We start from the raw sequence: 26,316 nt of genomic DNA, 5'->3' as shown, positions 1-26,316 counted from the left end.
ACATCATGGCGAAGCCTGCGACTGGCGATCTTGACCGGCGCATTACCTTTCAACGCGCCACCAAGACGAACAACGAGTTCAACGAACCTGTCGAGGTGTGGGGCGACATCGGGTCCGTATGGACTAAGCGCCATGACTTTTCTGACAGTCAGCGGATCGAGTTCCTGGCGGCGGGAAAGGTCAGTGCGTTTGCGGTCTCCCGCTTTACCGTACGTTCCACGTCATTGACGCGATCGATCACACCCATCGACCGCCTCACTCATGAGGGTGCCGTTTGGCAAATCAATTCGGTCAAAGAAGTGGCTGAGGGCGGGCGCCGAGGCTACCTTGAAATCACCGCGTCGCGGAGCGCCGACTGATGGCAAAGGTGACGGTCAAGATCGAAGGTCTGAAAGAACTAGACCGAGCACTCGGGCAGCTCCCGAAGTCGACCGCTAAGGCAACCTTACGCCGGGTTCTCAAGGAGGCTGGTGAGCCGATGGCGCGAGCAGCTCGCGCAGGGGCGCCGGTCGACGAGCATTATTTGTATGAAAGCATCGACGTGTCGACGAGGCTCAACCCTCGGCAGCGCAGCCTCCACAAGGAGGAAGGCGGCAGGGCATTTCAGGAAATGTTCGTTGGCACCAACAACCCCGCAGGCATCCAACAGGAATTCGGCAACGAGCATAATGCGGCGCAGCCCTTCATGCGGCCCGCCTGGGACGCGACCAAGCAACAAACCCTCGATCTGATCGCCAACTCCCTTTGGGGTGAAATCGAGAAGTCGGCGCAGCGCCTCGCCCGAAAGGCAGCAAAGGGCAAATAGATGGAAGAGACGCTTATGGCGTTGCTGCTGGGAGCGACTGCGGTCACTGCCCTGGCCGGCCAGCGCATTCGCTTAGGACGCGCCGATCAGGCTGACGCTCGGCCCTACGTCGTCCTGCAGAAGGCGAGCAGCCAGCCGAACTATCACATGCAAGGGGCATCCGGTTACGTCGCCACTCGCGTCCAGATCGACTGCTATTCAGACACCTTCACCCAGACCACCAAACTTGCTCGCGCCATCAAGGCGGCTCTGTCAGGCCATAGTGGCGGGAGCATTCAGGGCATTTTCATCGAGAGCGAACGGGATCTGCCTGCCGCGGATGCGGGCAGCGTCTCCAATCTGTTCCGCACATCCATCGACATCACGGTCCACTATGGAGAACCATCATGACTGACGCCCGCATCGGCTACGGCACCAAATACAGCATCTGGGACGCTACTCTGACGACCCCGGCCTTTGTGCCGATCGCGGAGGTCACCAGCGTCACACCAGGCGCAGCGCAGGCAGACCGCATCGACGCAACCCACATGCAGAGTCCCGGCCGTCGCCGCGAATATATCGCCGGCCTGATCGACAGCGGTGAGGCCTCGTTCGAGATCAACTGGGTTCCGGGCAACGCTACTGACGAGCTGCTGCGCGATCTCATGAACTCGGGCGCCACGGTCGAGCACAAGATCGAATTCCCGAACGGTGTGACGGTCACCTATGATGCCGTCATCACCGGTTACGAGAAGGCCATCCCGGTTGACGACCGCATGACGGCGACGATCACCGTTGCCGTATCCGGCGATGAAACCTGGGGCGAGGCAACTCCGTAATGGCAAACAAGAACCGTGGGGAGGTCTCATTCGAGGCCTCCGGCAAGATGTGGACGATGAAAGTCGGCACGAGTGCCATGTGCGAGATCGAAGCAGCGACCGGCAAGAGCATTGCCGAAGTCGGGCAAGCTCTCGGCGATCAGAAGACGGCCACCATCACGCTGCTTCGAGCCGTTTTCTGGGGCGCGCTGCAGGATCAACATGAAGGCACTACGCTCAAGGAAGCCGGAAGCCTCATGGACGAGGTCGGAGTTCAGCGCGTCGGCGAGTTGATCGGCGAAGCGTTCCAACTTGCCTTCCCGCAGAAGACGGCAGGTGCTTCGGACCCTCGGAAGGCGACGGCGGCATAGACTGGCCGTCGCTTATTTCCTTATGGGTCGAAGCAGGTCAGCCGTACGAATTGTTCTGGCGGCTCACGCTTCGCGAAATCAGCGTCATCATCGCTGGCGTGACGAACCGGAAAAACAGGGAAAGGGACGAGCGAATGTCCCTTGCCTGGCACATCGAGGCATTGGCGCGGCAGAAGAAGCTGCCGAAGCTAGAAACCATGATGACCGGTGCGAATAAGTCGACCGGCAAGCAAATGTCGGCCGAACAGATGGAGGCCGTCACCCGTAGCTGGATGGCCTCCCGTCATAGGAAGAAGTAGATGGCATCAGCAGTGATCGGCGCTCTTCGCGTCAACCTCGGCATCGATAGTGCCGAGTTTCAGGACGGATTGAAGAAGGCACAAGCCAGCTTGGCGGGCGCTGGCAAGTCGATGCAGTCGGTAGGCAAGAACATGTCCACCTATCTGACGGCGCCGATTGCGGCTCTGGGCGCGCTGACGATCAAATCGGCCGGCGACTTCGAGGCGGCCATGAACCGCGTCGGCGCTGCGTCTGGGGCAACCTCCGAGCAGCTCTCTACCTTACAGAAGATGGCGCTCGACCTCGGCGCGAACACCTCAAAGTCGGCTTCTGAAGCTGCCGATGCGATGGAGATGCTGGCGAAGAACGGCGTTTCTGTCGAAGATATCATCGGCGGCGCTGCTGCTGCATCGATCAAGTTGTCGGAAGCGACGGGCGGCGATCTGTCCAGCGCGGCGGACGTCGCGACCAACGTCATGGCGCAGTTTAAGCTGGAGGTCACGGATCTCGGCAAGGTCGTCGACGGCATCACCGGCGTGACGCTGCAGTCGCAGTTCGGGTTTGAGGATTACAAGAATGCGCTGGCGCAGGCAGGCGGCGTGGCTGGGTCACTCGGTGTCAGCATTGAGGAGTTCAATGCGGCCATCGCTGCTACATCCTCCGTCTTCAACAGCGGCTCGGATGCTGGCACCTCATTCAAATCTTTCCTGACGACACTAACTCCAAAGAGCAAGGAAGCCGCGGCGGCGATGCAGGAGCTCGGTCTCGAGTTCTTCAATGCCGATGGCTCTATGAAGTCGATGTCCGCAATCGCTGAAGAGCTGAAGGGAAGCCTGTCTGGCCTCAGCGACGAGGCGAAGATAAATGCTCTAAAGGACATCTTCGGCGTAGATGCGATGCGAACAGCTATAGCCCTAGCCGACCAGGGCGCCGCAGGCATCGATAAGATGTCGGAAGCGGTATCCAAGCAGGGAAGCGCAAACGAACAGTCTGCCGCCCGCATGAAGGGCTTCAACGGCGAGATGGAGAAGCTTTCCGGCGCGCTGGAGACGCTCGCAATCAACATTGCCAACAGCGGTCTCCTGAAGTTCGCAACGGATCTTGTTAGCGGACTGGCGGGTATCGTCGACAGCCTTTCAAAGGCAAACCCCGAACTCCTGAAATGGGGAGCGGTCATAGCCGGCCTGACTGCCGTGCTTGGTCCGATCGTTCTCACTGTCGGTCTGTTCGTGACCGGCATCGCGGCAATCAGCTCGCCCGTTCTCGCGGCTGTAGCAGCTATCACCGCCATCGGCGTGGCGCTTGTTGCTCTCTATCAGGGACTCCAGATCGCGTGGCCCTATATCCAGCAGTTCGCGGGCGACGTTTGGGCCAAAATCACTACAGGAGTCGAGAGCGCCAAAGAGGCATTCATTGGCTTCAAGGATCGCGTAGTGCAGATTGGGGCCGATATCATAGCCGCCTTCGTCGCGCTTCCCGGAAAAATGATCGAGATTGGCGGTCAGATCATCGACGGGCTCTGGCAAGGAATTCAAGCCAGGTGGGAGGGCGTGAAGGCCAATATCGCCGGCATCGGCGATAGCATCGCGACCAGCATCAAAGAGACACTCGGCATTCATTCGCCGTCCCGTGTCATGCACGAGGTCGGTACCAATGTAATGGAAGGCCTGAACAACGGGATAACCAACTTCTCGGGCACCGTTGTGAACACAGCGACGGGGGTTGCCTCATCGGTTACCGGCGCTTTTTCCAAAATGGAAAGCATCGGCCAGACGCTTTCGAGCAGCCTTTCTAGCGCATTCAAGGGCGTTATTGACGGTTCGAAGACGGTCAAAGAAGCGCTCTCGGATGTGCTCGGCAGTCTCGCCGATATGGCTTTGAACTCGGCATTTCAGGCAATCTTTGGTGGCGGCGGCATTGCCGGCTCGTCTGGCGGCATCTTCGGTTCGCTCTTCGGAGGGATTGGAAAGCTGTTTGGCTTTGCCAGCGGCGGTTCGTTCCAGGTGGGTGGCGCAGGAGGTATTGACAGCCAGCTTGTCGCCTTCAAGGCGTCGCCGAACGAGACGGTGTCTGTCACCAAGCCGGGGCAGGAGCGTGCAGGTGGCGAGCTACATGTCACGGTTGGCGTATCTGCTGACAATAACGGCAACTTGCTCCCGTTCGTGCAAAGCGTTTCGCGCGATACGGTGGCGAAGGCGGCTCCGAATATCGTCAGCCAGGCCAATCAAAGGGTTGTTCCTACGATGGCGCAATATCAGACCCAAAAAGCCGGCGGCGATTATAGGACATCGTAATGACAGACATGATTGTGTGGCCTCGTGATCTGCTAATCCCGAAGGAGTGCCGCCCGAATATCGTGCCCTTTACCCGTACGGGCGGCCGGTCACTCGGGGGTGTGCAACCATCGATCCGCACTGATCTGGGATTCTGGACTGTCGAGTTGAACAGTGTGCTGCTCGATACCCCCGCGCGGCTGAAAACCTTTGAGGCAATCAAGGATTTCCTTTCCGGATCTGCTGGTCGCGTCGCCGTGCCTGTCTATGCGTTCAAGCGGGCGCCATATGAAACTGGGGCCTACGAGCCTCCAGTGGAGGTGCCGCATGACGACAATGCCACGTTGGAGGACGGGACCGAGTACCTTCAGGGGGCTATCTCCGCGATCAGTGTTGGCACAACCGCCATCGGATCGACGACCATAAAAATCAGGGTCATCAAGGGCGGGGACGATATCACGGGCGCGCTGTTCTCCGTTAATCACGCGCTCTATCGGATCGGGCAGACGCTCGATCGAACCGGCGATGTCTTCACTGTGAAGATCAGCCCCACCATCCGCGAGCTCATTCCCGATGGGGCGGATCTGGATTTCGATCAGCCTACCTGCCTCTGCAATCTTTCGGAAGACACCGGCATGAACAGCGGCGAAAACATCGAGGGTTATGAGTTCGTGAGCCTCTCCTTCACCGAGGATACGAACTACTGGAGCCTGCTGGCGTTGGGGCTGATCTGATGGTTTCAAAATCAATCCGCGTCCTGGTCTCTGTCGACCTACCTTCGGGAACGATCCGCATGTGGGACGGGTCGGGCGGGCCGTTCATGGATGCCGATGGCGAGATTTGGAGGTCGTGTACCCTTACGGATGACGCCATTGATCAGATCGAGATGGCCATCAATGCGCAGGCGTTTACGCTCTCGCTCGCAATTTCGGGAATCGATACTGACACCTCGAACAAAATCTGGGCGGACTACGAGTCGGGCCAGATAATTGGTTCCCGCGTGCGCGTCATGCTCCAGGAGCTGGATGACTTCGAGCAGCCGGTAGGCGCAGCCGACGTCAAGTTTACTGGCTCAATCGACAATCTTGTTTTCGGGGATGATGTCTCTGGAGGGCAGATCAAGTCGGTCATTGCGGTAGAGATCACCAATCGCTTCACGCTTCGCAAGCTCACAAACGGTTCAGTTCTTTCGGATGTAGACCAAAGGGCAAGATCAAAGATCCTCAACCCAACTGGCAATCCGGACCGCTTCTGTGAGCGAATTCCCCTCCTGGTGGACAAGACAATCGCATGGCCGAACTTCGGATGACTGAGCTCCTTTCGGCCTTCCTCGATGAGTACCGTATCAGGCCGTGGAATCCTGGCGTTGATGTGGATTGCTGTCTGTTCCTGGCAGAATGGGCGATGGTGATCGGCCATCCTGACCCGGCTGCGCACTTGCGCGGCACCTACAGTGACGAGGCTGGCTTTCGCGAGATCATAATTCAGGCCGGCGGGGCCGTCGCAATAGTCGAGGGCTGCACCGCCACAATCAATGCGAAGCGCGTGCAGCAACCGGCGCCCGGCGATATCGGCGTCATAGGCAGCCCGACGAACATTTTTCGTCAGTTCGGCGCGATCTTCGACGGCGAACGTTGGCTCGTTCGCTACGAAAACAGCATTGGCCCCTTGGCAGCCACATCGTTGGCGATCTGGAGATTATAACCAGCATGCCCGGATTGATCGAAATTCCAGCGTTGATCATTTCCTCGCTGGCGACAACGACGCTTGCCGCAAACGCTCTATACCTCGGCACCTATGCCTTGGCGTACGCTGGGCTTGCTTTCGGCGCGACCGCCTTGCAGGGGCTGTTTGTAAAGAAGCCCGACGTGCCCACGCCTGAGGATGGCAATTATAACCTCAAACAGGCTGTGCCATCACTGGCCTATGTTCTCGGGCGAGCCAAGAAAGGAAGCGATTACGTTTTCCTTGAGGAGGCAGACGGTACGGCCTATCACATTCTTGTTTGGGCGGGGCACCAGATCAACGGCTTCGTCCAGCACTACCTTCACGATGAGGCTGTTACACTCGATGTGAATGGGCTCGTCGTGACGCCGTCGCACTTCGTGGTTCGCGGATCCTCGCGGGTGTCGATCCACACGCGTGTCGGTTTTCCCGTTAGCACCGTCTACTCCGATATCGCCATTGCCTTCGCATCCATCTGGAACAGCGACTTCCGCGGCGACGGCCTGGCTACCGTCCGCATGGCTTGCGAAACCGTTTCTTCTGAAGACTACATGGGATCTTTCCCAAATCAGATGCCGCAGCACTCCGCGATCGGCGAGGGTGCGCTCCTGTATGATCCTCGAAGCGGCATAACTGCTTTCTCGACGAACCTTGCCCTCATGCGGTTATGGCATCTCACCAATCCCGTTGGAGGCAAGATGGCACTTGCTGACATGTATCTTCCGGACTGGGTCAACGCTGCGAATGTTTGCGACGAGTTCGTGACGAACCGCTTAGGCGAAACCGAGCGCCGCTATCATGGTGGTTTCTGGTTCCGAGCTGAGAACGATCCCGTCGAGGTCGGGCGAATAATGGACCAGGCAGGGGAGCTCGTGGTCTACGAGCGGCCTGATGGGTTAATTGGCGTCCATGCCGGTAAGTATGTCGACCCGGACATCAGGCTGACGGCATCGGCGATCATCAGTTGCGCTCATGATGTCAATCAAAGGCGAAGCTCAACCGTCCTTGCGGTGCGCGGTCAATGGACCGATCCGGCGAACCGGTACAACACCGTCGATGCGGCGATTTATGGAGACCCGTATATCGGCGAGGATACCGAGCGTTCAGCCACTATCGAAAATCAGGCTGTCCAGTCTCACAACCATATGCAGCGACTGCAAAAGATCACCTACACAAGGAAGAACGCGGCTCGCCTGACGATCAAGGCGCACTATTCCGATGCCAAGAATGTTCCCTACCGGCGTTTCGTACGAATTCACTACCCGCCGCGGCTCAATGAGGTCGTCGTCGAAATCACCGAGGCCCCGAAGATCTCGCTCAGAAACATGACTGTCGAGTTCTCGGGAATCATCGTGCCGTCGACGCTGTACAATTTTAACGCGGCGATCGAGGAGGGAGCTCCCGGTGCGAATGCGATCATCCTTCCGCCTGGCAGTGTTCCAAGCCCTGTCAACTTCAATGTTGTCATACAAAATGAAGTCATAGCCGGAGGATCTACCGCAGCCTATGCACTGGCGACCTGGAATTACATTTCGGATTCGCTGATCTATGAGCTGGAATGGGAGCCAACTTCTGGCTCGGAGCCAGCTCGATCGGTGAACTCAAAGACTGGGGAACTCTCCGTCCGCTCGAACTACCTATCTGATGGCGTCCAATATCGGTTCCGCTTGAGGTCTTGGTCGAACGGCAAGAGCTCTGCTTGGACGAGCTATGAAATCAGGACCGCGACAGCAGATCCAACGGCGCCAGGAGTTGTGTCCAGCGTCGCAGCTACAGGCGGAGCTGGCCAGATAGCATTCAGCTGGGTTGCTCCAAACAGCGCGAACTATGCTGCCGCCCGGATTTACACCAACACTACTAACTCGATGACCGGGGCGACGCTCAGGAGAACCGAGTACGGCCCGCCGGCAACCGCGGACAGCTTCACGGTGACGGGCCTCAGCGCCGGGACCTACTACGGATTTGTCGAGGCCATCAATGCATCCGGCGTCGCCGCGACCGCTGTCGCGACGGGTGCCAAGACCGTTACCTAAGCATCCAGAGGAAGCCCCATGCCTTTACCTTTCGCACAGATCATGCGCGATTTCGTCACCGATGGCGTTCCCTCGTCGGGTAATAACAAGCCGAAGAAGAGTGAACTTCGGTCCTGGGGGCAGTGGGTCGAGTCCCTGATTTCCGCGTTTACGTCAGGTAGCGACGGGAACGTTTTCCTCACTCGCGCTTCCCTGTTCGGTACGCTGACGGGTTTCGTCGACTTCGACATGGCTTGGGTCGTTCAGGATCCAACCGCCGCCTACAACGGCATTTACCAAAAGAATGGTGGCTCCGGGACTGGCTTCTGGGTTCGGGTTGCTGATCTCCCGTATAGCTTTATCGCGGCTTCTGACGTTGGGGCGGGCACGGCGAACGCTATTCAAGCGTCTTCAACAATTCCGATCAGTTCATCTGCACTGGTGATCATGAACGTGTTTAGGGCGAACACCGGGCCGGTCACCGTATCGTTCAACGGGGGCGCCCCGCTGACCATAAAGAGCAATGCCGGCAACGATATACCCTCGGGTGGGTTGGTCCCAGGTCTGTTGCTTTTGGGCACGGTTTCGGGATCTGCGTTTCGCCTTGCGAGCGATATCAACTCTGCTGCCAGCCAAGCCGCGGCTGAGGCGGCTGCTGCGGCTGCATCAGCGTCTGCAAGCCTTGCTCAGCAACGGTTTGTCAGAACAAGGGTCGTTGCCACGTCCAACGTCAACATCGCAAATGGTCTGGAGGCGGGTGATGCCATTGACGGAGTGACGCTTGCTGCCGGCGATTTAGTTCTGCTTACGGGCCAGACGGCGCCATCGCAGAACGGAATCTACGTCGCGGTAGTATCTGGCGCTGCATCGCGATCGCCTCAGTTCTCGGCGTTCAATGACCATCCGGGAACTTATGTGACGGTCCTTGAGGGAGCGGTGAATTCCGGATCTCGGTGGCAGTCGTTCACGCCTATGGGCGGCACGCTGGGAGCAGCCGCGATAACATTCGCGCTTACGTCTCTAAGCGGTCAGGACGGGGAAGGATTTCTTCGTGGTGGCGGCTACGCCAACAACGCGACTGACGCGAACAACGATATCGACTTTGCGCCGCTCTACTGCCGCGACCGAGACAACACTATCACCTTCAGTCGCGCCACTTCACTCACAAAGCAATTGGATGCTCTTTGGGTCGCGGGAACGAATGCCGGTGGCCTCGACGCCGGCACGAAAGCAATCAACACATGGTATAATTTCCACGCGATCAAAAACCCGACGACGGGCGTCGAAGACGTGGTTTTCAGCACGTCGATGACCAACCCCGACATGACGCGACCGAACGCGGCGGGCTTCACTAAACGTCGTTGGCTAGGCGCTGCGTTGACGGACGGGAGCGGCAATTTCATTCCGTTTACAAACGATAACGAGTGGTTTCGTTTCAAGACCGACGTAGTGTCCGCATCGACTGTTGCAAACGGAAACGTCGCGACGCTTCGGCAGCTCGCTATTCCGTCTGGCGCGAAAGCGGAGGCGGAAGTCTACGTTCAGGCCTTCTCAAGTGGTGGGACAAATACCGGTTTCCTGTCCGTCCGAGACCCGGACAGAGGAGCATTTACGGCGTCAGCCACGACGGCCATCGGCTTCTACGGAACCGGTACTGCGCAATTCATACAGTCGATAAGGATATCCACCGATAACGTTGGGCGTGTCTACACCGGGGACTCCAACAATGTCGACGGTAGGCTCAACCTGCGCACGATCGGTTGGCGAATTGATAGGACACAAATGCGATGAGATGGGATGCCTTTGATGTTGCCTTCATGGGCACCAGCCTCACTGCAAGGCTGACCGCGAAGAAGTGGATCGACGCGTTTCAATCTCGAACGCAACTACAAACGCAACGACCGTTTAGAACCTACGATTTCGGCTCTCCTGGGAAGGCCTCTGACTATGGCGTCACTATAGTTAGTCAGGTGGTTGCTATGAAGCCCAAGGTGGCCGTCATCGAATATGCGATGAACGATGCTGTTACCACCTCGGGCATCTCGGTCGCTGCGTTCCAGAGTAATCTGGTCCTGATGTTGCAGGCCTTCTGGGCAGGATCGCCCGCAACCAAGCTGTTTCTAATGACAATGAACCCGGCAATCTCTCCGGGGACAGCCCTCGTGCCCAGTCTAGCGAGCTATTATCAGGGAATGCGGGCTGTTGCTGCTGCGCAGGGAGTGAGTCTTATCGACAACACGCCCTCGTGGGGAACTCCCGCGCCTGGAGATATGCTGCCGGATGGAATCCACCCTCTCGATGATCCCGCCGTGGCGGTGATTGTGCCTAACGTAACTGCCGCGATCGCGCCGCTGATCGTTTAGGTGCGAGCCGAGAGATGAGGCGATCAAAAATGGATGGCTGGACGGGAAGGCCGATGTATTGGCGTCCTTTGTTGGTAAGGCGGAAATAGCGATCCTCGCCCCATCCCATCACGACCTTGACCAATCCGTCCTGCTCGGCGCTCTCGGCTAGCTTTGAAAGCTCCTCATCGGGAACGCCTGCGCTGTCCCAATTGTTGAACCCGTCGTTCTCGTGGATCGCGCTCAACAGCTGCCGATAGGTTGTGATCTTGCTCATGGATATCCAATAGCAAGAACATGCAGCGGCTGCAACGCAGTTGGCGGTGTCACTCTGCCGGAGCGAGTTGGCCGGCGACGGCTGGTCGTGATTTCAGCCGCTTTGCGAGTTTCTGGGTGGGCTTCTCTACGAAACGATGCAGCAGGTAGGCTGCGCCAATGGCGAATGACGTCGCGACGATCAAGGCCAGCGACGACCTCATGCCGATATTTTGCAGGACAAGGAGAAGGCTGTAGCCGGCGACGGCATGCACGACGTAGAGCGGATAGCTGATGCTCGCGAAGAATTTCGTGAAGGCATTGGAGGCGAAGTACCGCTGAAATGTGAATGCCGTCCAGAAAACAAGAAATGCTGCGGCGTAGTTCCACGCCTGCGCCAGCAGGACGCCAACTGGCCATACCGTCCAAAGCGAGAAGAAGCCGATCGCGATAGCGCTGGCGACCAGAAGGCCAGCCCTCTCGGTCAGGAGCCCGGCATGAATGTAGTAGAACGCCGTGCCAACGAACATAAAAGAGATGAACTCGGAGGCAAAGACCATCCGGCCGAGTAAGCCAATCATGCTTGGGGCTGTGAGGTAAGCGAGGATCTGGATGCCAAGCACGATAGCGGCCGGCACAAGGAAGACGGCGGCGGAGCCTTTCCGAAACAGTGGCGCGATCAGGGCGCAGACGAGATAGAACTTCATCTCGATTTCAAGCGTCCAGATGATGCCGTCGATGTTCGTGGTGCCTAGGATATCCCGAAGACCTGGGACCATGTGGATAAAGACGTGGGATAGTGGTGTTGGCCAAACTCCCCCTTGTCCAACGGTATTGAGATAAATGGCCGCGAGCGAGATGAGAAACCCAACGACATAGGTTGGCACGATCCGGAAGAGCCGAGCCACCAAGAATGCGGGACCAGTCGAGCGGCTCAGCGACATTGGTATGACGAACCCACTGATCAGGAAGAAGACGGCAACGCCGAACGCTCCAAAGTCGACCGGCGGGAGGTGAAGCCACTGGATGTAGATCGGCACGCTGATGTTTTCGGAAAGCCCTTGCGCCCGCGTCAGCCCCAGCACTGCGGCGCGCTGATACCAGTATACCCCGTAAAAATGCGAGATGACGACGCTAACCGCTGCCAGTCCCCGCAGAGTATCGGCGAATTGAACGTGCTCTCGTCGAGCGGGAGCAGATTGCATGCGTCTGCCTTTCAAACCTGTTGCTCGTGGCGGTTCTATTGGAAACGCCCAGCCATGAAAACAGTCCCATCTTCACCTAACAACAGTTTTTGACCCCTGCGCGCGCAGGCGGCCCTTTAAATCCCAACAATCTGGAGCGTCCTATGGACCGCAAGCATTTCTTCGATGCTGTGCGAGCGTCGATCTTTGCCTGCTCGCTCACTGTTCCTCAGGTAGAGGGCATGGAGGCGCTATTCGACGCCGCGGCAGCCTATCAGGTGGTTGATCAGCGTCACGTCGCCTACATCCTAGCCACGCCGATGATCGAGACGGGCGGGACGTTCGAGCCGATCGTCGAGAACCTGAACTATTCGGAGGCGGGTCTGCTTCGGACCTTTCCGAAATACTTCTCGGCAGCAGATGCGAGAGCCTATGCTCGTCAGCCCCAGCGAATTGCGAACCGCGCCTATGCGAGCCGCATGGGCAACGGCGACGAAGCCAGCGGCGACGGCTGGCGGTACCGAGGCAGGGGATATTGCCAGATCACCGGGAAGAACAACTACCGGCGATTCTCGGATCTGCTCGGTGTCGACCTCGTAACCAATCCGGATCTCGCGTGCCATGACGACATCGCGGCTAAGATCATCACCATCGGTATGCGCGACGGCCTGTTCACAGGCAAGAAGCTCCACGACTACTTCACGGCAACCTCATCTGATTGGGTGAACGCTCGCAGGATCATCAACGGCCTCGATCGGGCCGACGAGATTGCTCTGTTCGGCAAGAAGTTCAACGCAGCTCTGCAGGTAGCCTCCCAATGAAACTCTTCATGGATCATATAGCCTCGCCTGATTGGGCGGTTCGCCGTCGCATCATTATCCTAGTCCTCACCTGGTGCACCGGGATAATTACTTATCTCGCGGTGTGGGGCCGACCGATCGCTCTGAGTGACACAATCGCGATGAACCTCATCCTCCTCATGGGTGGCATCATCGGCTCGTATGTCTTCGGCGCGGTCTGGGAAACGAACGTCGCACGCAAGTCGAGCATCGCGCAGCAGGCAGTCGAGCAGGGCGATGCTGACACCACGGTCGAGGTGAAGCCATAAGCGCACTCTCTAAAAAGCTTCGTAGCGCGAGCGGGGGCAGAGTTATGTTTTGGTGCCCCGGTTGCGATGGTGCCCACGTCATCACGGTCGAGGATGCGCCTAATCGCCAAGGTCCGATCTGGGGATATAACTGCAATCCCGATGCGCCGACATTTACGCCATCCATCCTTGTTCAGGGATCTATGCGGAAAGGACCGATCAATTGCCATTCATTCGTGACGGACGGGAAGATCCAATTTCTCTCTGATTGCCACCATGCGCTAGCCGGCCAGACCGTCGATCTCCCAGACTTCGACAAGGAGTGAGAGATGCCAGATTTCATCACCGGTCCGGTCGGCAAGGTGCTGGGCGGGGCGCTTCTCCTCGCTGCTTTATATGGCGGGTTCCGCCTTTGGCTGCACAACCACGATGCGGCAATCCTCTCCGGCTACGTGCTCCTGTCGGAGAAGACAGCAGCCGAGGCAAAGGTTACCGAGATGGAGCGCCAGCGCAATGCGGCGTCTCAATCTCTCGACGAACTCCTGAAACGCGCCGCTGCTGACGACATCGTCGAACACCAGAAGCAAGCCACCCTCGAACAAGATCTAAAAGCCAATGAGCTACTCCTCAGCGAGAAGAACCGTTCCTGTGCTGCTGACGTTGGGGATGTTGATTTCATCAACCGTCATTAGCGGCTGCACCACGACCAAGCGTATTGAGGTTGCCGCCGCGACCCAAGGCAAGATCGACGCCGGCGTTGTCCTGCCGAAATGGCCGGAAGACTGCCGCCGCCAGGAAGCTCACGCTGCCGTCGAGGTTGGTGCAGAGCTTCGATCAGTCATTGTCAGGGAGCGAAGCGCCCTCGATCGGCAGAACGCACGAACCGAGCGTTGCTCGATCTTCTACGATGACGTGAAGACGCGTTACCGCGCAAAGTAGGCAAGGGCCCGACCCTCACAGGCAGGCCGGACCCTCCCATTTGCCGCCTCGGGGGGCAATGAGCACGGCGGCGGGCGAAATAGTCGATCGGCTACGACCGGTCAAGTGAAACCATTGCATTGGAATGCGCATTCACGGGGTAACGGGGCTGATGGGAAATTCCGAAATGGCGAGCAACGGCTTCGACCCCATGACCTCATGGGCCCGACTATCTGAGCGAGTAGAGAACCAAGGCAAGGACATCGTCGATCTTCGGTCGAACATGAACACCGGGTTCCAGACGATCAACTCGGCGATCAGCACCCTCTCGAACGAGCTGCGCACGAACAGCAAGACACAGTGGCCGGTCATCTGGTCGGCCGCCGGTGTCTGCTTCACGATCCTCGCGGCTCTGGGGGCGTTCTTCTATGGCACCTTGAGCAAGGGACAGGATCGGCTCGATACCGCGATCGTCGAGACCAGCAAGGGCGTTCAGGCTTCACTGGAGAAGATGACCGAGAAGATGGTCACCCAGAAGGAGCTCGAATGGCGGACGGCTCGATCCTCAGAGGATCGCCAGCGGACCGACATCGCCATAAAGGATATCCGCGACAACCTGGTCCCTCGGGCAGAGCATCAGCGCGTCTGGCAGAACTATGACGATCGAAGCAAGGACTTCCAGCGCCAGATAGATGAGATCAAGCAGGCTCAGGGCAGTGTCTATGGCCAGCGCGATTTCATGCTCGACATCAGAGAGCGGCTCGATCGCCTCGAACGGGATAGGGCGAGGGCTGCCGCTACGCCATGAACCGTGATTAGGCCAAGGACTGAATTCAACGCAGCCCTTGGCCAAGGATCTTACGACCCTGCGCCGCGGTTAACCAAACCCGTGCTCGACGCCCAGCAACGATGCCTGCTGGGGTGCCGAAAAGATATCCGTAAAATGTCGTATTTTTTGCCCGGCGGGTAAGAAAAAGCCCCACCTTGGAGCGGAGCAGGCGGGGCTTTAGTTCGAGGAAAACAGAGAAGGGCGTTCATCTCCTTCCCCGCTCGCATAACAAGCCGCTTCAGGTTTGGTTCCCGTTATCCATCGTACAAAAAGCGCTTTTCGGCTGGAAGGAAGGCTCGGGCGGTACAACCCCTATGGGTTAGACCGGGAGGCTTCGACGGGTTCATGCAACATTGCTCGAAGCCTCCCGGCGTCCGACAGGATCGGACAGGCTCGAACAAAGCATCCGGCCCTCTTGTTCCAAGCAAGTTCAATTTCCTATAGCAACACTATGACCCGGTTTCTCACCCACGACATTTTCCTTCGCATCTCCGTGTGGAAGGTCAGAGCCGTGGGAAAAGAGGAGGCGCATTGCCCGCATGGCCGGACGCTTGCAGATATGTTGGAAATCGGCATAGTTGTCGCAAGGACACTAGTCTTCGGCCGGTTCGTTATGGCTTCTCTGTAGAGCTTAGGACCACAACATGTGCAGCGCACGCGTAAGGATGAGTGCAAAATTCAGGGTCGCGGAGAGCCCCGTCTACGACGGCAAGTGGGCTGTAGTAGAGAACTCCACCGATTGTCCAGCAATTGTCGAAGGCACTCCCCTGGATTGCCTGACTGTTCAGGAGGCGCGGGACCTTGTTGACCTTATGAACAATCGCGACATCAGAGCGCACGAGCCGTAGGGTGGTTCGTCCACATACACTGCGAAAAAAAACCCTGCGCAGGCAGGGCTTAGATGATGATCACTGAGGGGTTTCAATTCTCAGGACGTAAGCAAACGCGTCACCCTCAACTTTAGTCCCGAGTAAGCCGGATCAGTTGATCGGCGCCCCCTGGGATATTCGTAAATGGTCTTATCTTTGCGCGCCGAGAAAAAAGCCCCGCTTTGGCGAGCGGGGCAGGTGGTGACGGGGAAAGGAAAGAGGGGTGTGCGTCCCTCCTCTGAGCCCATAACAATCTGTCTCACCGTTGGGTTCCCGTCATCTAGCGTACAAATTAGAAGAGGCTAATACCTTGCCGACCTGGCTCGTAGCTTGCTCTATCGCTGGTGGGACGTGAGACGCTGCAGCGCGGAGGCCATGAGGGGGTTTCCGCGACACCTCATGGCCTCCGTGTCCTTCGCCGGTCACCCGGTTGGAAGAACAACGGTAGAGTATTGGCGATCAACACACACGACAATCGGACCTTGGTCCGAAGGTAAGCCTGAAGTGACCTATCGTACTTCTAAGGAACTATGCCCCACATCACGCGTTATATCCTAGCTTCGTAGCCCATCGAAGCTAAACTCCACCTCATGCCCCGCCGACTTAACTGGCACGCAGGGGCTTTTTTTCTAGGACAGATTGATGGAGGAGGATTTTCGAAGACAGAAGTACCAGGATCTCGTCGAGCGGAAGCTTCTTGAGCAGCTCCCCGGCCCCGGACAGGTCCAATCGCTTTGCGATCTCGGTCAGCCATTGATGAAGATGGGATTCACGGAGACAGAAATTGTTCGAGCGCTCGTCGCATTAACGCATGCGAGGACGATTCAACTGCTTCCAGGCCGCCAGCTTAGAGTTCTCAAGCACTCGGTTTAGCGTTTGTCTAACGATGCGCTGCCCCATCTTTCCCGTCCAGTATCACGATCGTGAACCGATGGGTCGCTCAGAAATTTCTACCGAAACAGCCTGAGGCAAACTGGAATCGCTGTCGGCGTCGGCTAGGTTCTCGCAGCTTGCCACACACACAGGCTCCTGAACCTTCCCCCTCGGTTTCCTTAGGACCTTAGTCCGTCTAGACTGCCCCTCCGAGAAGAGTACCCTCCCGCTTGTCCTTCGCTGAGCAGAGCAAGGATAGAAGAGAAGCACTCGCCCCCCGTGGAGTCACGTGCAGAATGAACCCACTGAGTGCTTCTCTTCGCCTTTAAAAGCGATCTAGCCCCACGGTTATCTCCTGATTTCATTGTTCTCGAGGAGGCGATCATAATACTCCTCGACCTTCCGCATGGCCTCCCGGCCTTCGGCTTCATAGCCCTGATGCGGCAGATGCCGTTTTGCCACGTTATGGCCGTGCCCGGACCAGAGCCAAAAATCTTGCTTCAGGCCGTGCGCCTGCAGCTGGATCCTCCCCACAACAACCTTCCCGTCATACCCAGACCAGTCGTTATCGGTCGGCACGTCGCGCTCGTCGATCTTCGTTCGACGCCATTTGTATTTGGGGTGGTACGCTTCGCTCATATCTTCTACTGCAAAAGGTGAGCTCAAAATCCGCGAAACAGGCTTAAACCGTGAGACATTTCTCTAGAAAAGCATAACGATCCTGTAGACGAACCGTATGCCTCACAATCTCCAAGATTTTGTTTTTGCTCACATGCCGTACTCCGGCATGGGGCGCCACCCGCATTAGTCCGGAAGAGGCTCCAATAGCCTAGTCACTTGCCTTTGTGCAGCCACGATCGCCGATCGAAGGGTGACAACACATAGGCTTAACTTCTTCCGCTCCTCGAACTCTTTGAACGCTCGATGCGTCCCGTCTGTTTTTTTGTTTCCAGGCATAGCGCGAAGCACCTCGTTGATCACTTTCTTATCTTCCTTCGCAAACGAAGAGTAGAAATTGTCGGCGTCGCTGTTATCGAATTTTGCATCGAGCTTGTGTGCGAAGTCGTTTCTGAGCTTAGCTAGGGCTTTGAGCGGTGTCGCCAGCCGAGGATCCATGCCCAACCCAATCACCAGACCAACCTTCTGGGCGTACGTCAACTTTAGGTCAGTGATCGCAGAAGGATCAGCGAAGGCTAGCCGAAAGATCTCTTCGATTTCGGTCTCAATCACGATGGCGCTTCTTATCACCGCTTCGAAGGGAGTTGCATCCGCCATCATGGCATAGAACTCTTCGTCGGAAATACGCTTAAGTGGTTTTGCCAATTTCTCTTCCTCTCATCACGCCTTGGACATGCATTCGATTCGGCGAATTAGTCGAGTGCCATCGTCATCAGCAGAGACCAAATGCCCAAAAGCATAAAGTTGCGCATAATTCAGTCTTGTTTTTGTAAAAGCGATGTGAGACGCTCCTTTAAATTCAGGAGACGACTCAATGCCTTTGCCGATGCGAACTGTTGTCAATGAACTCCTTGTCAAAAATGATCGGGCCACGAAGATTTATGAAGCTGTTCATCGTGCGTGGGATCGCGCGGTGGAGCTTTACCCGCAGCGAGCAGTATGGCTCCGCAAGGCAACTTTTCGCGGAATAGTGTGGGAGCACGTGGTTCGCGAGTTGAACTCCTTGGCATCCGCCGATCCTGGTATCGCCCCGCTCTTTCACCGTGATACCGCGTCATTCATTATCGACAACGTCATTTTGTTTCGCTTCAAGCACGCTAGCGTTAGCCTGGCAACTGCGAACTATCCCACGCCGGAAGCCGTCGCCTACGATGATCACGAGATGGATCTCTACGGTTATGAAGGCTTGCAGCGCGTGGAGCTTTGCTATGTCTTGAACGAATTCGAAACTGAAGTTATCTGGGTCGGTATATCGGCACGGAACAACGGCGAGTTCCTGTGGAAAATCGAGCTAACATCGGATGGCATCGCAATCCCGATGCAACCGGAATTCTTCAATGATGACGAGTTTGACCCGCTCCGTATCGCCAGCTTCAAGCAACCCAAATCTGATGAAGCCGAACAGAATAAAGACAAGAAGAAGAAAGATAATGGCTCATCATGAGCAGCACATTCAATCACGAGCTACTGCTTCTCGCGAGGCAGTATCGCGGAAAGAGTCAAGCTGAGGTCTCCGAGGAGGCCGGGCTCGATCAGGGCCACTATTCGCGAATAGAGCGCGGCCTCCTCAATGGAGAGCCGCTGCAGTCAACAATCGAGGCAATCGCCTCCGCCCTTCGATTTCCGATTGATTTCTTTACGCAGGACGATGAGCTGTCTGGCTTGCCTCTCAGCGTTCATGATGTGGCGTGGCGGAAAAAGGCCTCGGTTACAGCGGGAGAGATGAAAAGGCTTCATGCCGAGCTCAATCTTCGCGTAATGCATCTTCGGCGTCTGTTGACCTCTATCGACATCAAGCCGGACCTTCCCCTTCCGCGCGTGGACGCTGACGAGCTCGGCGGAGCTGACAAGGTCGCCCAATTAATCAGGCGCTCCTGGTTGATTCCTGATGGCCCGATAAAAAACCTGACTGCCCTTTGTGAGCGGGCGGGAATCTTAGTTGTGATCTGCAACTTCGTTGAGAATGTCGACGGGGTAACGATGCGATTGCGGGATGTTCCTCCAGTCGTGTTCTTGAATAGCAAGGCGCCAGCAGATCGCATGAGGCATTCACTAGCGCACGAGCTTGGCCATCTGATCATGCACTCAGTGCCTACCGATGAGATGGAGGCAGAAGCCGATCTGTTTGCGGGCGAACTATTAGCTCCGGCAGCTCAGCTTCGTTCCGACATTATCGGTGGCCGAGTAACGCTGGAGCGCCTTGTTCAGTTGAAGCGTTATTGGCGCGTCTCCGTGGCATCCCTCTTGTATAGAGCCGGGGCTGCCAAGCTGATTAGCGACAATCAGTCATCGTATCTGTGGAGACAACTCAGCGCACGGGGTTGGCGCAAGACAGAGCCTCCGGAGACACAGTTTCCTCCGGAGCCAACCCGCCTGTTCGTGCACGTCCTCGATCTTCACAAAAGCGAACTAAATTATACAGCGTCGGATTTTTCTAAGCTTTTACGATTCGACGAGGACGAGGTAACCACTGTTTACGGCGTCGAACGTAGGGAGCGGGAAAAGCCCACGTTGCGAGTTATTAAGTAATATCACGGGATTTCAAATCCCGCGCCGGCTTAGGTGATCAAGGACTTTCCGGTTGATATTTTGCCGCGTTTGCAGCTGCTTGCCGGAAAGTACCCGCTTGAGCATTGTGTCGCTTTGAAACTTGTATTCCCACGGTGTAATCACGCCCTTCTCGTAAAAGAAGACTGTGGCATCTGCGTTTAGGCTCTTTGAAGAGTCTTCTCTGATCCGCTTGAGCCCGGCAAATATGAGGTCCGACCTCAGTCCTAGGAACCGCTTTACACATCGGTTGCCGACTTCGACCCTGCTGCCATTTAGTGTGTTGGCCAAAACGCAAACCTCGATGATGGGGGTATGACCGCACAAGCAGGTGTCCGGCTCATCGGCCTCATATATACCGACGAGTTTCCATTCTTTTTTTGCTAGATCCCAATCCTGTGCCTGGCTTCGGGCAAGGATTTTATCTCGTAGCCTTTTGAAATTGTGTCCGCCCTCGTCGACCATTCGCGATGCGCCCCCTTCCGTTTGCGCAATCTATTTAGGTGCTTAGCGACACTGTATCAATAAGAAGAAACAATTTCCGGTAGAGGGGCCTCGGTGCTCCCGCAGGTGCAACTGTCTGCCAAGAGCCAATGCTTCAGCTGCAAAAGGCCCTAAGGGAAGGCAGTCCTGTGAGCCACCGTGCGCCAATCATGCGCCACCGAATCCCCGCTAACTCACAGCAATGACTGTAAATGCTGGTAAAATTGGTAAAGCGATGGCGCACGAGTGCGGAGTGAAAATTCAGGCTATATCCTTGAAAATATTGGTGATCCCGACGCGATTCGAACGCGTGACCCCCAGATTAGGAATCTGGTGCTCTATCCTGCTGAGCTACGGGACCACTTGAGCGTCATGCATACAAAAGGCTTGGCCGGAAGCCAAGCTCTTTTGCATGTGTCTGATGAAGTGAATTTCAGTCGCCGAGGCGCTGTTCAGCGAGCCGCACCCAGTAGGAAATGCCGTGGGCGATGGTTTCATCGTTGAAATCGTAGGCGGGGTTGTGCAGGCCCGCCGTATCGCCATTGCCGATGAAGATGAAGGCGCCGGGGCGGGCGTTCAGCATGTAGGAGAAATCCTCGCCGCCCATCAGCGGGTCGATTTCGGCGTTTACGTTGCCTGTGCCGGCAATCTCACCGGCGATACGGACGGCGTGTCCGGTTTCCGTCGCGTGATTGTAAGTGACGGGGTAGTTCCGGTTGAAATTGATATCGACTTCGGCGCCGTGAGCGGCAACGAGTCCGTTGACGACCTGCTTCAATCGGGTTTCGGCAAGATCGCGCACCTCTTCGTCGAGCGTGCGCACGGTGCCGGCGATCGTTGCGTCGTTCGGGATGACGTTGTGCGCGAAGCCCGCGTTGAACTTGGTGACCGAAACCACGATCGAGCGCAACGGATCGACATTGCGGGAGGCGATGAGCTGCAGGTTGCTGACGACCTGGGCGCCGATGGCGATCGGATCGATCGTGCGGTGCGGCTGAGCCGCATGGCCGCCACGGCCCTTGATGGTGATGGTGAATTCATCGGTTGCGGCCATGATCGCGCCGCTGCGGATGGCAAAGTGTCCGACCGGAAGACCCGGAAGATTGTGCATTCCGTAGACTTCTTCGATGCCGAAGCGCTCCATCATGCCGTCCTTGACCATCAGGTTGCCGCCGCCGCCGCCCTCTTCGGCCGGCTGGAAGATGACCGCGATATTGCCGTTGAAGTTGCGCGTTTCAGCCAGATACTTCGCCGCACCGAGCAGCATGGCGGTGTGGCCATCATGGCCGCAGGCGTGCATCTTGCCGGGCGTGGTCGAAGCCCAGGGTTTGCCGCTGATTTCGGTCAGCGGCAACGCGTCCATATCGGCGCGCAGGCCGATCGTGCGGCTGCCTTCGCCCTTGCCCTTGATCAGGCCGACGACGCCCGTTCTGCCGAGCCCGGTGACGATCTCGTCGACACCGAATTCCTTGAGTTTCTCGGCCACGAAGGCGGCGGTGTTCTCGACGGCGAAGAGAAGCTCCGGGCGCGCATGAATATGCCGGCGCCACTCTGTTACCTCGTCCTGAAGTTCGGCGGCTCTGTTCAAAATCGGCATGTCAGCTTCCTGTCGTGAAATCGAAACGGGGACGGAACCGGGTCGCGGAGACACGATGCCGCAGAAATAACTTAATCAAGGCCCTTTGCCATGTCATGGCCATATACGTTAAATAGGGGAAACTTTCGAGACTTCCGGACATCTTTAAGGACGAACCGTGTCGACGCGCCAGAATCGTTTGCTTGCCGCCCTGCGGCCGCTTTCAATCGCAGCTTCCGCAGCCGCCATCGCTCTCTCGGCTTCCGCGCAGGCTTATGCGAACCCGCACATCCTAGTCGACGTGCAGAGCGGCCGCGTGCTGGAGCATGACGAGGCTTTCCGCAAATGGTATCCGGCGTCGCTCACCAAGCTGATGACGGTTTACACGGTCTTTGATGCGGTTCGCGCCGGCCAGATCAGCCTCGATACCCCCATCGTGATGAGCAAGCGAGCTGCAGCCCAGCCGCCAGCGAAGATGTATTTCAAGCCGGGACAAAAGCTGACGCTCGACAGCGCGCTGAAGATCCTGATGGTCAAATCCGCAAATGACATCGCGGTTGCGGTTGCCGAGGCCGTTGGCGGCACGCAGGAAGCCTTCGTCTTGAAGATGAATGCCGAGGCCGCGAAGCTTGGCATGAACGATTCGCATTTCGTCAATCCGAATGGACTGCCCGGCAAGGGCCAGTACACGACGGCGCGCGATCTTGCGGTTCTTTCCGTGGCGCTGCGCCGTGACTTCCCGCAATATGCCGGATACTTCTCGCTTGAGGGCATTACGACCGGCACGAAGAACGTACCGAGCATCAACGTCCTGATTGGACGTTTCGCCGGCGCCGACGGCATGAAAACGGGCTTCATCTGTGCTTCGGGGTTCAACCAGATTGCTTCGGCGACGCGCAACGGCCGTACCTTGATCTCCGTCGTGCTCGGCACCGATAGCCTGGCCGCTCGCGCGGATGCGTCCGCTGACTTGCTGCAGAAGGGCTTCACCTCGCAATTTTCCGCCCCCGATACGCTCTCTTCCCTGCAACCCTACGGACCTGGCCAGGACCAGGTCACGGATATCACCGCCGATATCTGCAGCGCCAAGGGCGCCAAGGTCCGCAGTGAAACGCGCGATGAAGTCGGTCGCATGAAGGTTCAGTCGCCTTACATCCAGGAAATGGACCACGAGCCGAACTTCGTCTTTGCGGGCCTCATTCCAGGTCAGAACGAGCCGCAGCCCGACAAGCTGGCAACCGCCGAGACTGCAGGCACGATTGCCAACGTGCCGGTGCCGCTGCCGCGTCCTGCCACCTCCTTCTAAGGTCAATTCGCGATGAGCGCTGCTTCCAATCGCATCCCGGTCACCATCCTGACCGGCTTTCTTGGCGCCGGCAAATCGACGCTGCTGAACCGTATCCTCAAGGATCCGGCGATGAAGGACGCTGCCGTCATCATCAACGAGTTCGGGGATGTTGGCATCGATCATCTGCTGGTGGAAAGCTCCGGCGACGCGATCATCGAACTGTCAGATGGCTGCCTTTGCTGCACCGTGCGCGGCGAGCTGGTCGATACCCTGGCAAATCTGATGGATGCGGTGCAGACCGGCCGGGTCAAGCCGGTGAAGCGTGTCGTCATCGAGACCACAGGGTTGGCTGATCCGGCACCGGTCATGCAGGCGATCATGGGCAACCCTGTCATCGCTACCAATTTCGACCTCGATGGCATTGTGACGGTGGTCGATGCGGTCAACGGTTCGCAGACCCTCGACAATCACGAGGAGGCGGTGAAGCAGGTCGCGGTTGCCGATCGGCTGGTTCTCTCGAAGCAGGCCATGGCGTCGCAGGAGGCATTGCGCGCGCTGGAAGCGCGCCTCACCGTGCTAAATCCGCGCGCGGCACTGATGGATGCCGATGGCGCCGAGGCGGGCAGGGCAAGCCTACTTGTCAACGGCCTCTATGACCCAGAGAGCAAGATTGCCGACGTGGGCCGCTGGCTGCGGGACGAGGATGCCCACGACCTGCACCACCACCATGACCACCATCACCATGGTGCCGACGGAAACCATCACCACCACCATCATCATCACGGACACGACCACCAGGATCCGCATGATCTGAACCGCCACGATGCCTCGATCCGATCCTTCTCGATCGTCGAGGACAAGCCGATTGACCCCATGGCGCTTGACATGTTCATCGATCTCCTGCGGTCCGCGCACGGCGAGAAGCTGCTGCGGATGAAGGCGATCGTTGCGGTATCGGACCGTCCGGATCGCCCGCTGGTGCTTCACGGCGTGCAGAGCATCTTCCACCCGCCGTCGCGGCTGCCGGCCTGGCCGGACCCTCAGGACCGGCGCACGCGCATGGTCTTGATTACCAAGGATCTGCCGGAAGCCTTCGTCAAGGATCTGTTCGATGCGTTTCTTGGCAAGCCGCGCATCGATACGCCGGATCGGACGGCGTTGAACGACAATCCGCTCGCCGTGCCGGGCATGCGATTCTAGTCGGCGGTCCGCTTCATCTGCCTTGCGGACACTAAATGAGCTCTTGGTCAATTTGGGTCGTCGATTTCCTCCGGAATGAAGCCGCCGGTCTGGCGCTTCCATAGCCGGGCAAACAGGCCATCTTGCTCGACCAGCAGCTCCGGCCTGCCTTCCTCCACGATGCGCCCGTGATCGAGCACGACGATCCGGTCCATACTGGCGATGGTCGATAGGCGGTGGGCGATCGCGATCACCGTCTTTCCCTGCATCACCAGATCGAGCCTTTGCTGAATGGCTGCCTCGGACTCGCTGTCCAGGGCGGAAGTTGCTTCGTCGAGCACCAGGATTGGCGCGTTCTTCAGGAGAACACGGGCTATGGCGACGCGCTGGCGCTGGCCGCCGGAGAGCTTGATGCCGCGGTCACCGACGAAGGCCTCATAGCCCTTTCGGCCTTCGCCGTCGGCGAGGTCGGCGATGAAGGCGTCGGCGCTCGCCATCCTCGCGACCTGTTCGATCTCCGCCTGCGTCGCCTCCGGGCGCCCGTAGCGGATGTTGTCGCCGACTGAGCGATGCAGCAGCGCCACGTCCTGCGCGATGACGCCGATCGCGCGGCGAAGGCTTGCCTGTGTGACGGCGCGGATATCCTGTCCGTCGATCAGGATCGCGCCGCCCCCGATGTCGTAGAAGCGCAGCAGCAGGTTGGCGAGCGTTGTCTTGCCCGCCCCCGAGAGGCCGACGAGCCCACTTTCTCTCCTGGCCGGATAGTCAGGGACAGATCGTCGATGACTGGCTTGCCGCCCTTATAGGCGAAGCGGAGGTTTTCGAACCGGATCTCCCCGCGGGCGACCACGAGACTGCTAGCATCCGGCCGGTCGATGATGGTGGGTGGCGTCGTCATGACCGGCATTGCGTCCTTGATCGTGCCGATCGCCTGGAAGATCTGCTGGCCCATCTGCAGGAAAGTGAAGATCTGCGTCGACAGCCGGTGGAGAATGTAGACTGCCGCGACGAACTCGCCGACGGTGAGAAAGCCTTTGACGAGACCGGAAAAGCCGATCGACATCATGGTGATCCACAGCACCGAGTTGAGAATGACGACGGTCACTTCCGAACTGCGATAGATGCGCTGTTCGTTGTGCTGTGTCTGCACGGCCTTCTGGATGATACGGCGGATGGCGCCGGCCTCGCTGTCTTCGGCCGCAAACTGCTTGATCATCTGCATGTTGGTGTAGAGATCGGTGATGGCGCCGGCCACAAGGCTCCGCTGTTTGGCGGTGCGGCGGGAACGCTCGGCAAAGGTGGGCACGACCTTGGCGGCAAAGATCACGTTGAGCATGATCCAAATGATGACAGGCAAGGCAAGCTGCCAGGACAACGTGCCGAGGAGAACGACGGACCCGACCATCTGAAAGATGAAACGCGGAATGGACTGGAAGGCGGCGATGATTTGCTGCTGGACGGCCGACGCCACCTGCTGCAGGCGCGAGGAGACCTGACCCGCAAACAGGTCATGGAAAAAAGCGAGGTCCTGTCGCTCTACCGCCTTGTGACCCTGCCATTGGATGGCCGCTGGCATGCCGACACCGAGCGTATGCGAATTAAGGGTGTTCAGCACGAACGACACGACCGGCATCACCGGAAAGATTAGAAAGCCGAGAAAGGTGAGTAGCGGCCAGTCGCTCCGCAGGAAGTCGGCGGCGCCCTGATGCGTCACTCCATCGACGATAACGGAGAGCCCCCAGATGATGGTCAGGTTGATGGCCTCGAACATGATGGAGGAAAGCGCCAATGCGATCAGCACGCCGCGAAACATGGAGATGAAATGCAGGAGCACCCTTACCGGCCCCTTGGAGGGGAGCGGCCGGTAGGGGATGTCAAGTGGGCGGATTAACCGCTCGAAGGGGCGATAGATCGTATCTGAAATCGACATGGGCCTCTCGGATCAA

Annotated in this window: 29 protein-coding genes, 1 tRNA gene and 1 pseudogene; 23 read left to right on the top strand and 8 right to left on the bottom strand. The window is 57.8% G+C overall.

Translation table 11 applies throughout. The features are described 5' to 3' along the window. Positions 1–5: 5 nt before the first annotated feature. From RGCCGE502_RS22490 to RGCCGE502_RS22430, 13 genes are all read left to right on the top strand, one after another. On the top strand, positions 6–359 hold the full coding sequence (locus tag RGCCGE502_RS22490; protein WP_016556497.1) for a head-tail adaptor protein: 354 nt from the start codon (positions 6–8) through the stop codon (positions 357–359). Continuing rightward, complete coding sequence (locus RGCCGE502_RS22485; protein ID WP_016556496.1) at positions 359–805, top strand: HK97-gp10 family putative phage morphogenesis protein; 447 nt, start codon at positions 359–361, stop codon at positions 803–805. The genes RGCCGE502_RS22490 and RGCCGE502_RS22485 overlap by 1 nt, the downstream gene beginning before the upstream one ends. Beyond that, complete coding sequence (locus RGCCGE502_RS22480; RefSeq protein ID WP_016556495.1) at positions 806–1,195, top strand: DUF3168 domain-containing protein; 390 nt, start codon at positions 806–808, stop codon at positions 1,193–1,195. It abuts the gene before it with no gap. Continuing rightward, complete coding sequence (locus RGCCGE502_RS22475) at positions 1,189–1,623, top strand: phage tail tube protein (RefSeq protein ID WP_051158721.1); 435 nt, start codon at positions 1,189–1,191, stop codon at positions 1,621–1,623. Before RGCCGE502_RS22480 ends, RGCCGE502_RS22475 begins: the two co-directional genes overlap by 7 nt. Beyond that, a complete protein-coding gene (locus RGCCGE502_RS22470) occupies positions 1,623–1,973 on the top strand; it encodes a hypothetical protein (RefSeq protein WP_016556493.1) in 351 nt (116 codons plus the stop codon). The genes RGCCGE502_RS22475 and RGCCGE502_RS22470 overlap by 1 nt, the downstream gene beginning before the upstream one ends. Before the next feature lie 134 nt (positions 1,974–2,107). Continuing rightward, a complete protein-coding gene (locus tag RGCCGE502_RS38260; RefSeq protein WP_244441783.1) occupies positions 2,108–2,272 on the top strand; it encodes a hypothetical protein in 165 nt (54 codons plus the stop codon). Continuing rightward, positions 2,273–4,546 carry a phage tail tape measure protein gene (locus RGCCGE502_RS22460; protein ID WP_016556491.1) on the top strand — a complete coding sequence of 758 codons (2,274 nt, stop codon included), beginning with the start codon at positions 2,273–2,275 and terminating at the stop codon, positions 4,544–4,546. Beyond that, a complete protein-coding gene (locus RGCCGE502_RS22455) occupies positions 4,546–5,259 on the top strand; it encodes a hypothetical protein (protein WP_016556490.1) in 714 nt (237 codons plus the stop codon). Before RGCCGE502_RS22460 ends, RGCCGE502_RS22455 begins: the two co-directional genes overlap by 1 nt. Further along, a complete protein-coding gene (locus RGCCGE502_RS22450; RefSeq protein WP_016556489.1) occupies positions 5,259–5,834 on the top strand; it encodes a hypothetical protein in 576 nt (191 codons plus the stop codon). Before RGCCGE502_RS22455 ends, RGCCGE502_RS22450 begins: the two co-directional genes overlap by 1 nt. Next, on the top strand, positions 5,816–6,229 hold the full coding sequence (locus RGCCGE502_RS22445; protein ID WP_016556488.1) for a DUF6950 family protein: 414 nt from the start codon (positions 5,816–5,818) through the stop codon (positions 6,227–6,229). Before RGCCGE502_RS22450 ends, RGCCGE502_RS22445 begins: the two co-directional genes overlap by 19 nt. A gap of 5 nt (positions 6,230–6,234) precedes the next feature. Further along, the gene (locus tag RGCCGE502_RS22440) at positions 6,235–8,283 is read left to right on the top strand and encodes a phage tail protein (RefSeq protein ID WP_016556487.1); all 2,049 of its coding nucleotides are present in this window, start codon (positions 6,235–6,237) and stop codon (positions 8,281–8,283) included. Between the two features lie 18 nt (positions 8,284–8,301). Next, positions 8,302–10,053, top strand: a complete 1,752-nt coding sequence (locus RGCCGE502_RS34710) for a hypothetical protein (protein WP_016556486.1) — start codon at positions 8,302–8,304, stop codon at positions 10,051–10,053. Next, positions 10,050–10,625 (top strand): SGNH/GDSL hydrolase family protein, encoded by a 576-nt coding sequence (locus RGCCGE502_RS22430; RefSeq protein WP_016556485.1) that lies wholly within the window; start codon positions 10,050–10,052, stop codon positions 10,623–10,625. The genes RGCCGE502_RS34710 and RGCCGE502_RS22430 overlap by 4 nt, the downstream gene beginning before the upstream one ends. On the opposite strand, the gene RGCCGE502_RS35710 is transcribed toward RGCCGE502_RS22430, so the two are convergent. Together RGCCGE502_RS35710 and RGCCGE502_RS22425 are read right to left on the bottom strand one after the other, a co-directional pair. Further along, on the bottom strand, positions 10,588–10,881 hold the full coding sequence (locus RGCCGE502_RS35710) for a hypothetical protein (protein ID WP_016556484.1): 294 nt from the start codon (positions 10,879–10,881) through the stop codon (positions 10,588–10,590). The genes RGCCGE502_RS22430 and RGCCGE502_RS35710 overlap by 38 nt on opposite strands. A 49-nt stretch (positions 10,882–10,930) precedes the next feature. Beyond that, positions 10,931–12,064 (bottom strand): acyltransferase family protein, encoded by a 1,134-nt coding sequence (locus RGCCGE502_RS22425; protein WP_019280503.1) that lies wholly within the window; start codon positions 12,062–12,064, stop codon positions 10,931–10,933. 143 nt (positions 12,065–12,207) lie between these two features. On the opposite strand from RGCCGE502_RS22425, the gene RGCCGE502_RS22420 reads away from it, so the two are divergent. The 6 genes from RGCCGE502_RS22420 (at position 12,208) to RGCCGE502_RS22395 (ending at position 14,856) form a co-directional block, all read left to right on the top strand. Further along, complete coding sequence (locus RGCCGE502_RS22420; protein WP_016556482.1) at positions 12,208–12,864, top strand: glycoside hydrolase family 19 protein; 657 nt, start codon at positions 12,208–12,210, stop codon at positions 12,862–12,864. Between the two features lie 8 nt (positions 12,865–12,872). After that, positions 12,873–13,151 (top strand): hypothetical protein, encoded by a 279-nt coding sequence (locus RGCCGE502_RS22415; protein WP_141652403.1) that lies wholly within the window; start codon positions 12,873–12,875, stop codon positions 13,149–13,151. A 44-nt stretch (positions 13,152–13,195) separates the two neighbouring features. Further along, complete coding sequence (locus RGCCGE502_RS38255) at positions 13,196–13,456, top strand: ubiquitination-like system serine protease family protein (protein ID WP_016556480.1); 261 nt, start codon at positions 13,196–13,198, stop codon at positions 13,454–13,456. Positions 13,457–13,459: 3 nt separating this feature from the next. Further along, a complete protein-coding gene (locus tag RGCCGE502_RS22405; RefSeq protein WP_016556479.1) occupies positions 13,460–13,822 on the top strand; it encodes a hypothetical protein in 363 nt (120 codons plus the stop codon). Then, complete coding sequence (locus RGCCGE502_RS22400) at positions 13,797–14,069, top strand: hypothetical protein (RefSeq protein ID WP_016556478.1); 273 nt, start codon at positions 13,797–13,799, stop codon at positions 14,067–14,069. The genes RGCCGE502_RS22405 and RGCCGE502_RS22400 overlap by 26 nt, the downstream gene beginning before the upstream one ends. A gap of 166 nt (positions 14,070–14,235) precedes the next feature. After that, on the top strand, positions 14,236–14,856 hold the full coding sequence (locus RGCCGE502_RS22395; RefSeq protein WP_016556477.1) for a hypothetical protein: 621 nt from the start codon (positions 14,236–14,238) through the stop codon (positions 14,854–14,856). 2,111 nt (positions 14,857–16,967) lie between these two features. Here the strand turns inward: RGCCGE502_RS22395 and RGCCGE502_RS22380 are convergent. Further along, on the bottom strand, positions 16,968–17,258 hold the full coding sequence (locus tag RGCCGE502_RS22380; protein ID WP_016556474.1) for a hypothetical protein: 291 nt from the start codon (positions 17,256–17,258) through the stop codon (positions 16,968–16,970). Between the two features lie 165 nt (positions 17,259–17,423). Continuing rightward, positions 17,424–17,942 carry a hypothetical protein gene (locus RGCCGE502_RS22375; RefSeq protein ID WP_016556473.1) on the bottom strand — a complete coding sequence of 173 codons (519 nt, stop codon included), beginning with the start codon at positions 17,940–17,942 and terminating at the stop codon, positions 17,424–17,426. 169 nt (positions 17,943–18,111) lie between these two features. On the opposite strand from RGCCGE502_RS22375, the gene RGCCGE502_RS22370 reads away from it, so the two are divergent. Both RGCCGE502_RS22370 and RGCCGE502_RS22365 read left to right on the top strand, forming a co-directional pair. Next, complete coding sequence (locus RGCCGE502_RS22370; RefSeq protein ID WP_016556472.1) at positions 18,112–18,741, top strand: hypothetical protein; 630 nt, start codon at positions 18,112–18,114, stop codon at positions 18,739–18,741. Then, on the top strand, positions 18,738–19,826 hold the full coding sequence (locus tag RGCCGE502_RS22365) for a helix-turn-helix domain-containing protein (RefSeq protein ID WP_016556471.1): 1,089 nt from the start codon (positions 18,738–18,740) through the stop codon (positions 19,824–19,826). The genes RGCCGE502_RS22370 and RGCCGE502_RS22365 overlap by 4 nt, the downstream gene beginning before the upstream one ends. Positions 19,827–19,838: 12 nt before the next feature. Here RGCCGE502_RS22365 and RGCCGE502_RS22360 read toward each other — a convergent pair whose 3' ends face one another. The 3 genes from RGCCGE502_RS22360 to RGCCGE502_RS22350 form a co-directional block, all read right to left on the bottom strand. Further along, positions 19,839–20,309 (bottom strand): hypothetical protein, encoded by a 471-nt coding sequence (locus RGCCGE502_RS22360; RefSeq protein WP_016556470.1) that lies wholly within the window; start codon positions 20,307–20,309, stop codon positions 19,839–19,841. 302 nt (positions 20,310–20,611) lie between these two features. Next, positions 20,612–20,688, bottom strand: a tRNA-Arg gene (locus tag RGCCGE502_RS22355). Between the two features lie 72 nt (positions 20,689–20,760). Beyond that, the gene (locus tag RGCCGE502_RS22350) at positions 20,761–21,924 is read right to left on the bottom strand and encodes a M20 aminoacylase family protein (protein ID WP_016556469.1); all 1,164 of its coding nucleotides are present in this window, start codon (positions 21,922–21,924) and stop codon (positions 20,761–20,763) included. Positions 21,925–22,081: 157 nt separating this feature from the next. On the opposite strand from RGCCGE502_RS22350, the gene RGCCGE502_RS22345 reads away from it, so the two are divergent. Further along, on the top strand, positions 22,082–23,209 hold the full coding sequence (locus RGCCGE502_RS22345) for a D-alanyl-D-alanine carboxypeptidase family protein (RefSeq protein ID WP_016556468.1): 1,128 nt from the start codon (positions 22,082–22,084) through the stop codon (positions 23,207–23,209). A gap of 12 nt (positions 23,210–23,221) precedes the next feature. Further along, positions 23,222–24,391, top strand: coding sequence for a CobW family GTP-binding protein (locus RGCCGE502_RS22340; protein ID WP_016556467.1), 1,170 nt, complete (start codon positions 23,222–23,224; stop codon positions 24,389–24,391). A 47-nt stretch (positions 24,392–24,438) separates the two neighbouring features. Here the strand turns inward: RGCCGE502_RS22340 and RGCCGE502_RS22335 are convergent. Then, positions 24,439–26,300: pseudogene (locus tag RGCCGE502_RS22335) on the bottom strand (ABC transporter ATP-binding protein). Between the last annotated feature and the right edge of the window lie 16 nt (positions 26,301–26,316).

It is taken from the genome of Rhizobium grahamii CCGE 502, from assembly GCF_000298315.2.
Taxonomy (GTDB): domain Bacteria; phylum Pseudomonadota; class Alphaproteobacteria; order Rhizobiales; family Rhizobiaceae; genus Rhizobium; species Rhizobium grahamii.
The sequence above is the reverse complement of the archived record's forward strand: the minus strand, read 5'-3'. Positions and strand labels throughout refer to the sequence as shown.

Excerpts from the sequence above, each read along its gene's own strand:
- RGCCGE502_RS22490 (WP_016556497.1), top strand. The coding sequence starts at position 6 with ATGGCGAAGCCTGCGACTGGCGATCTTGACCGGCGCATTACCTTTCAA.
- RGCCGE502_RS22485 (WP_016556496.1), top strand. The coding sequence starts at position 359 with ATGGCAAAGGTGACGGTCAAGATCGAAGGTCTGAAAGAACTAGACCGA.
- RGCCGE502_RS22480 (WP_016556495.1), top strand. The coding sequence starts at position 806 with ATGGAAGAGACGCTTATGGCGTTGCTGCTGGGAGCGACTGCGGTCACT.
- RGCCGE502_RS22470 (WP_016556493.1), top strand. The coding sequence starts at position 1,623 with ATGGCAAACAAGAACCGTGGGGAGGTCTCATTCGAGGCCTCCGGCAAG.
- RGCCGE502_RS38260 (WP_244441783.1), top strand. The coding sequence starts at position 2,108 with ATGTCCCTTGCCTGGCACATCGAGGCATTGGCGCGGCAGAAGAAGCTG.
- RGCCGE502_RS22460 (WP_016556491.1), top strand. The coding sequence starts at position 2,273 with ATGGCATCAGCAGTGATCGGCGCTCTTCGCGTCAACCTCGGCATCGAT.
- RGCCGE502_RS22455 (WP_016556490.1), top strand. The coding sequence starts at position 4,546 with ATGACAGACATGATTGTGTGGCCTCGTGATCTGCTAATCCCGAAGGAG.
- RGCCGE502_RS22450 (WP_016556489.1), top strand. The coding sequence starts at position 5,259 with ATGGTTTCAAAATCAATCCGCGTCCTGGTCTCTGTCGACCTACCTTCG.
- RGCCGE502_RS22445 (WP_016556488.1), top strand. The coding sequence starts at position 5,816 with ATGGCCGAACTTCGGATGACTGAGCTCCTTTCGGCCTTCCTCGATGAG.
- RGCCGE502_RS22440 (WP_016556487.1), top strand. The coding sequence starts at position 6,235 with ATGCCCGGATTGATCGAAATTCCAGCGTTGATCATTTCCTCGCTGGCG.
- RGCCGE502_RS34710 (WP_016556486.1), top strand. The coding sequence starts at position 8,302 with ATGCCTTTACCTTTCGCACAGATCATGCGCGATTTCGTCACCGATGGC.
- RGCCGE502_RS22430 (WP_016556485.1), top strand. The coding sequence starts at position 10,050 with ATGAGATGGGATGCCTTTGATGTTGCCTTCATGGGCACCAGCCTCACT.
- RGCCGE502_RS35710 (WP_016556484.1), bottom strand. The coding sequence starts at position 10,881 with ATGAGCAAGATCACAACCTATCGGCAGCTGTTGAGCGCGATCCACGAG.
- RGCCGE502_RS22425 (WP_019280503.1), bottom strand. The coding sequence starts at position 12,064 with ATGCAATCTGCTCCCGCTCGACGAGAGCACGTTCAATTCGCCGATACT.
- RGCCGE502_RS22420 (WP_016556482.1), top strand. The coding sequence starts at position 12,208 with ATGGACCGCAAGCATTTCTTCGATGCTGTGCGAGCGTCGATCTTTGCC.
- RGCCGE502_RS22415 (WP_141652403.1), top strand. The coding sequence starts at position 12,873 with ATGGATCATATAGCCTCGCCTGATTGGGCGGTTCGCCGTCGCATCATT.
- RGCCGE502_RS38255 (WP_016556480.1), top strand. The coding sequence starts at position 13,196 with ATGTTTTGGTGCCCCGGTTGCGATGGTGCCCACGTCATCACGGTCGAG.
- RGCCGE502_RS22405 (WP_016556479.1), top strand. The coding sequence starts at position 13,460 with ATGCCAGATTTCATCACCGGTCCGGTCGGCAAGGTGCTGGGCGGGGCG.
- RGCCGE502_RS22400 (WP_016556478.1), top strand. The coding sequence starts at position 13,797 with ATGTTGATTTCATCAACCGTCATTAGCGGCTGCACCACGACCAAGCGT.
- RGCCGE502_RS22395 (WP_016556477.1), top strand. The coding sequence starts at position 14,236 with ATGGCGAGCAACGGCTTCGACCCCATGACCTCATGGGCCCGACTATCT.
- RGCCGE502_RS22380 (WP_016556474.1), bottom strand. The coding sequence starts at position 17,258 with ATGAGCGAAGCGTACCACCCCAAATACAAATGGCGTCGAACGAAGATC.
- RGCCGE502_RS22370 (WP_016556472.1), top strand. The coding sequence starts at position 18,112 with ATGCCTTTGCCGATGCGAACTGTTGTCAATGAACTCCTTGTCAAAAAT.
- RGCCGE502_RS22365 (WP_016556471.1), top strand. The coding sequence starts at position 18,738 with ATGAGCAGCACATTCAATCACGAGCTACTGCTTCTCGCGAGGCAGTAT.
- RGCCGE502_RS22360 (WP_016556470.1), bottom strand. The coding sequence starts at position 20,309 with ATGGTCGACGAGGGCGGACACAATTTCAAAAGGCTACGAGATAAAATC.
- RGCCGE502_RS22350 (WP_016556469.1), bottom strand. The coding sequence starts at position 21,924 with ATGCCGATTTTGAACAGAGCCGCCGAACTTCAGGACGAGGTAACAGAG.
- RGCCGE502_RS22340 (WP_016556467.1), top strand. The coding sequence starts at position 23,222 with ATGAGCGCTGCTTCCAATCGCATCCCGGTCACCATCCTGACCGGCTTT.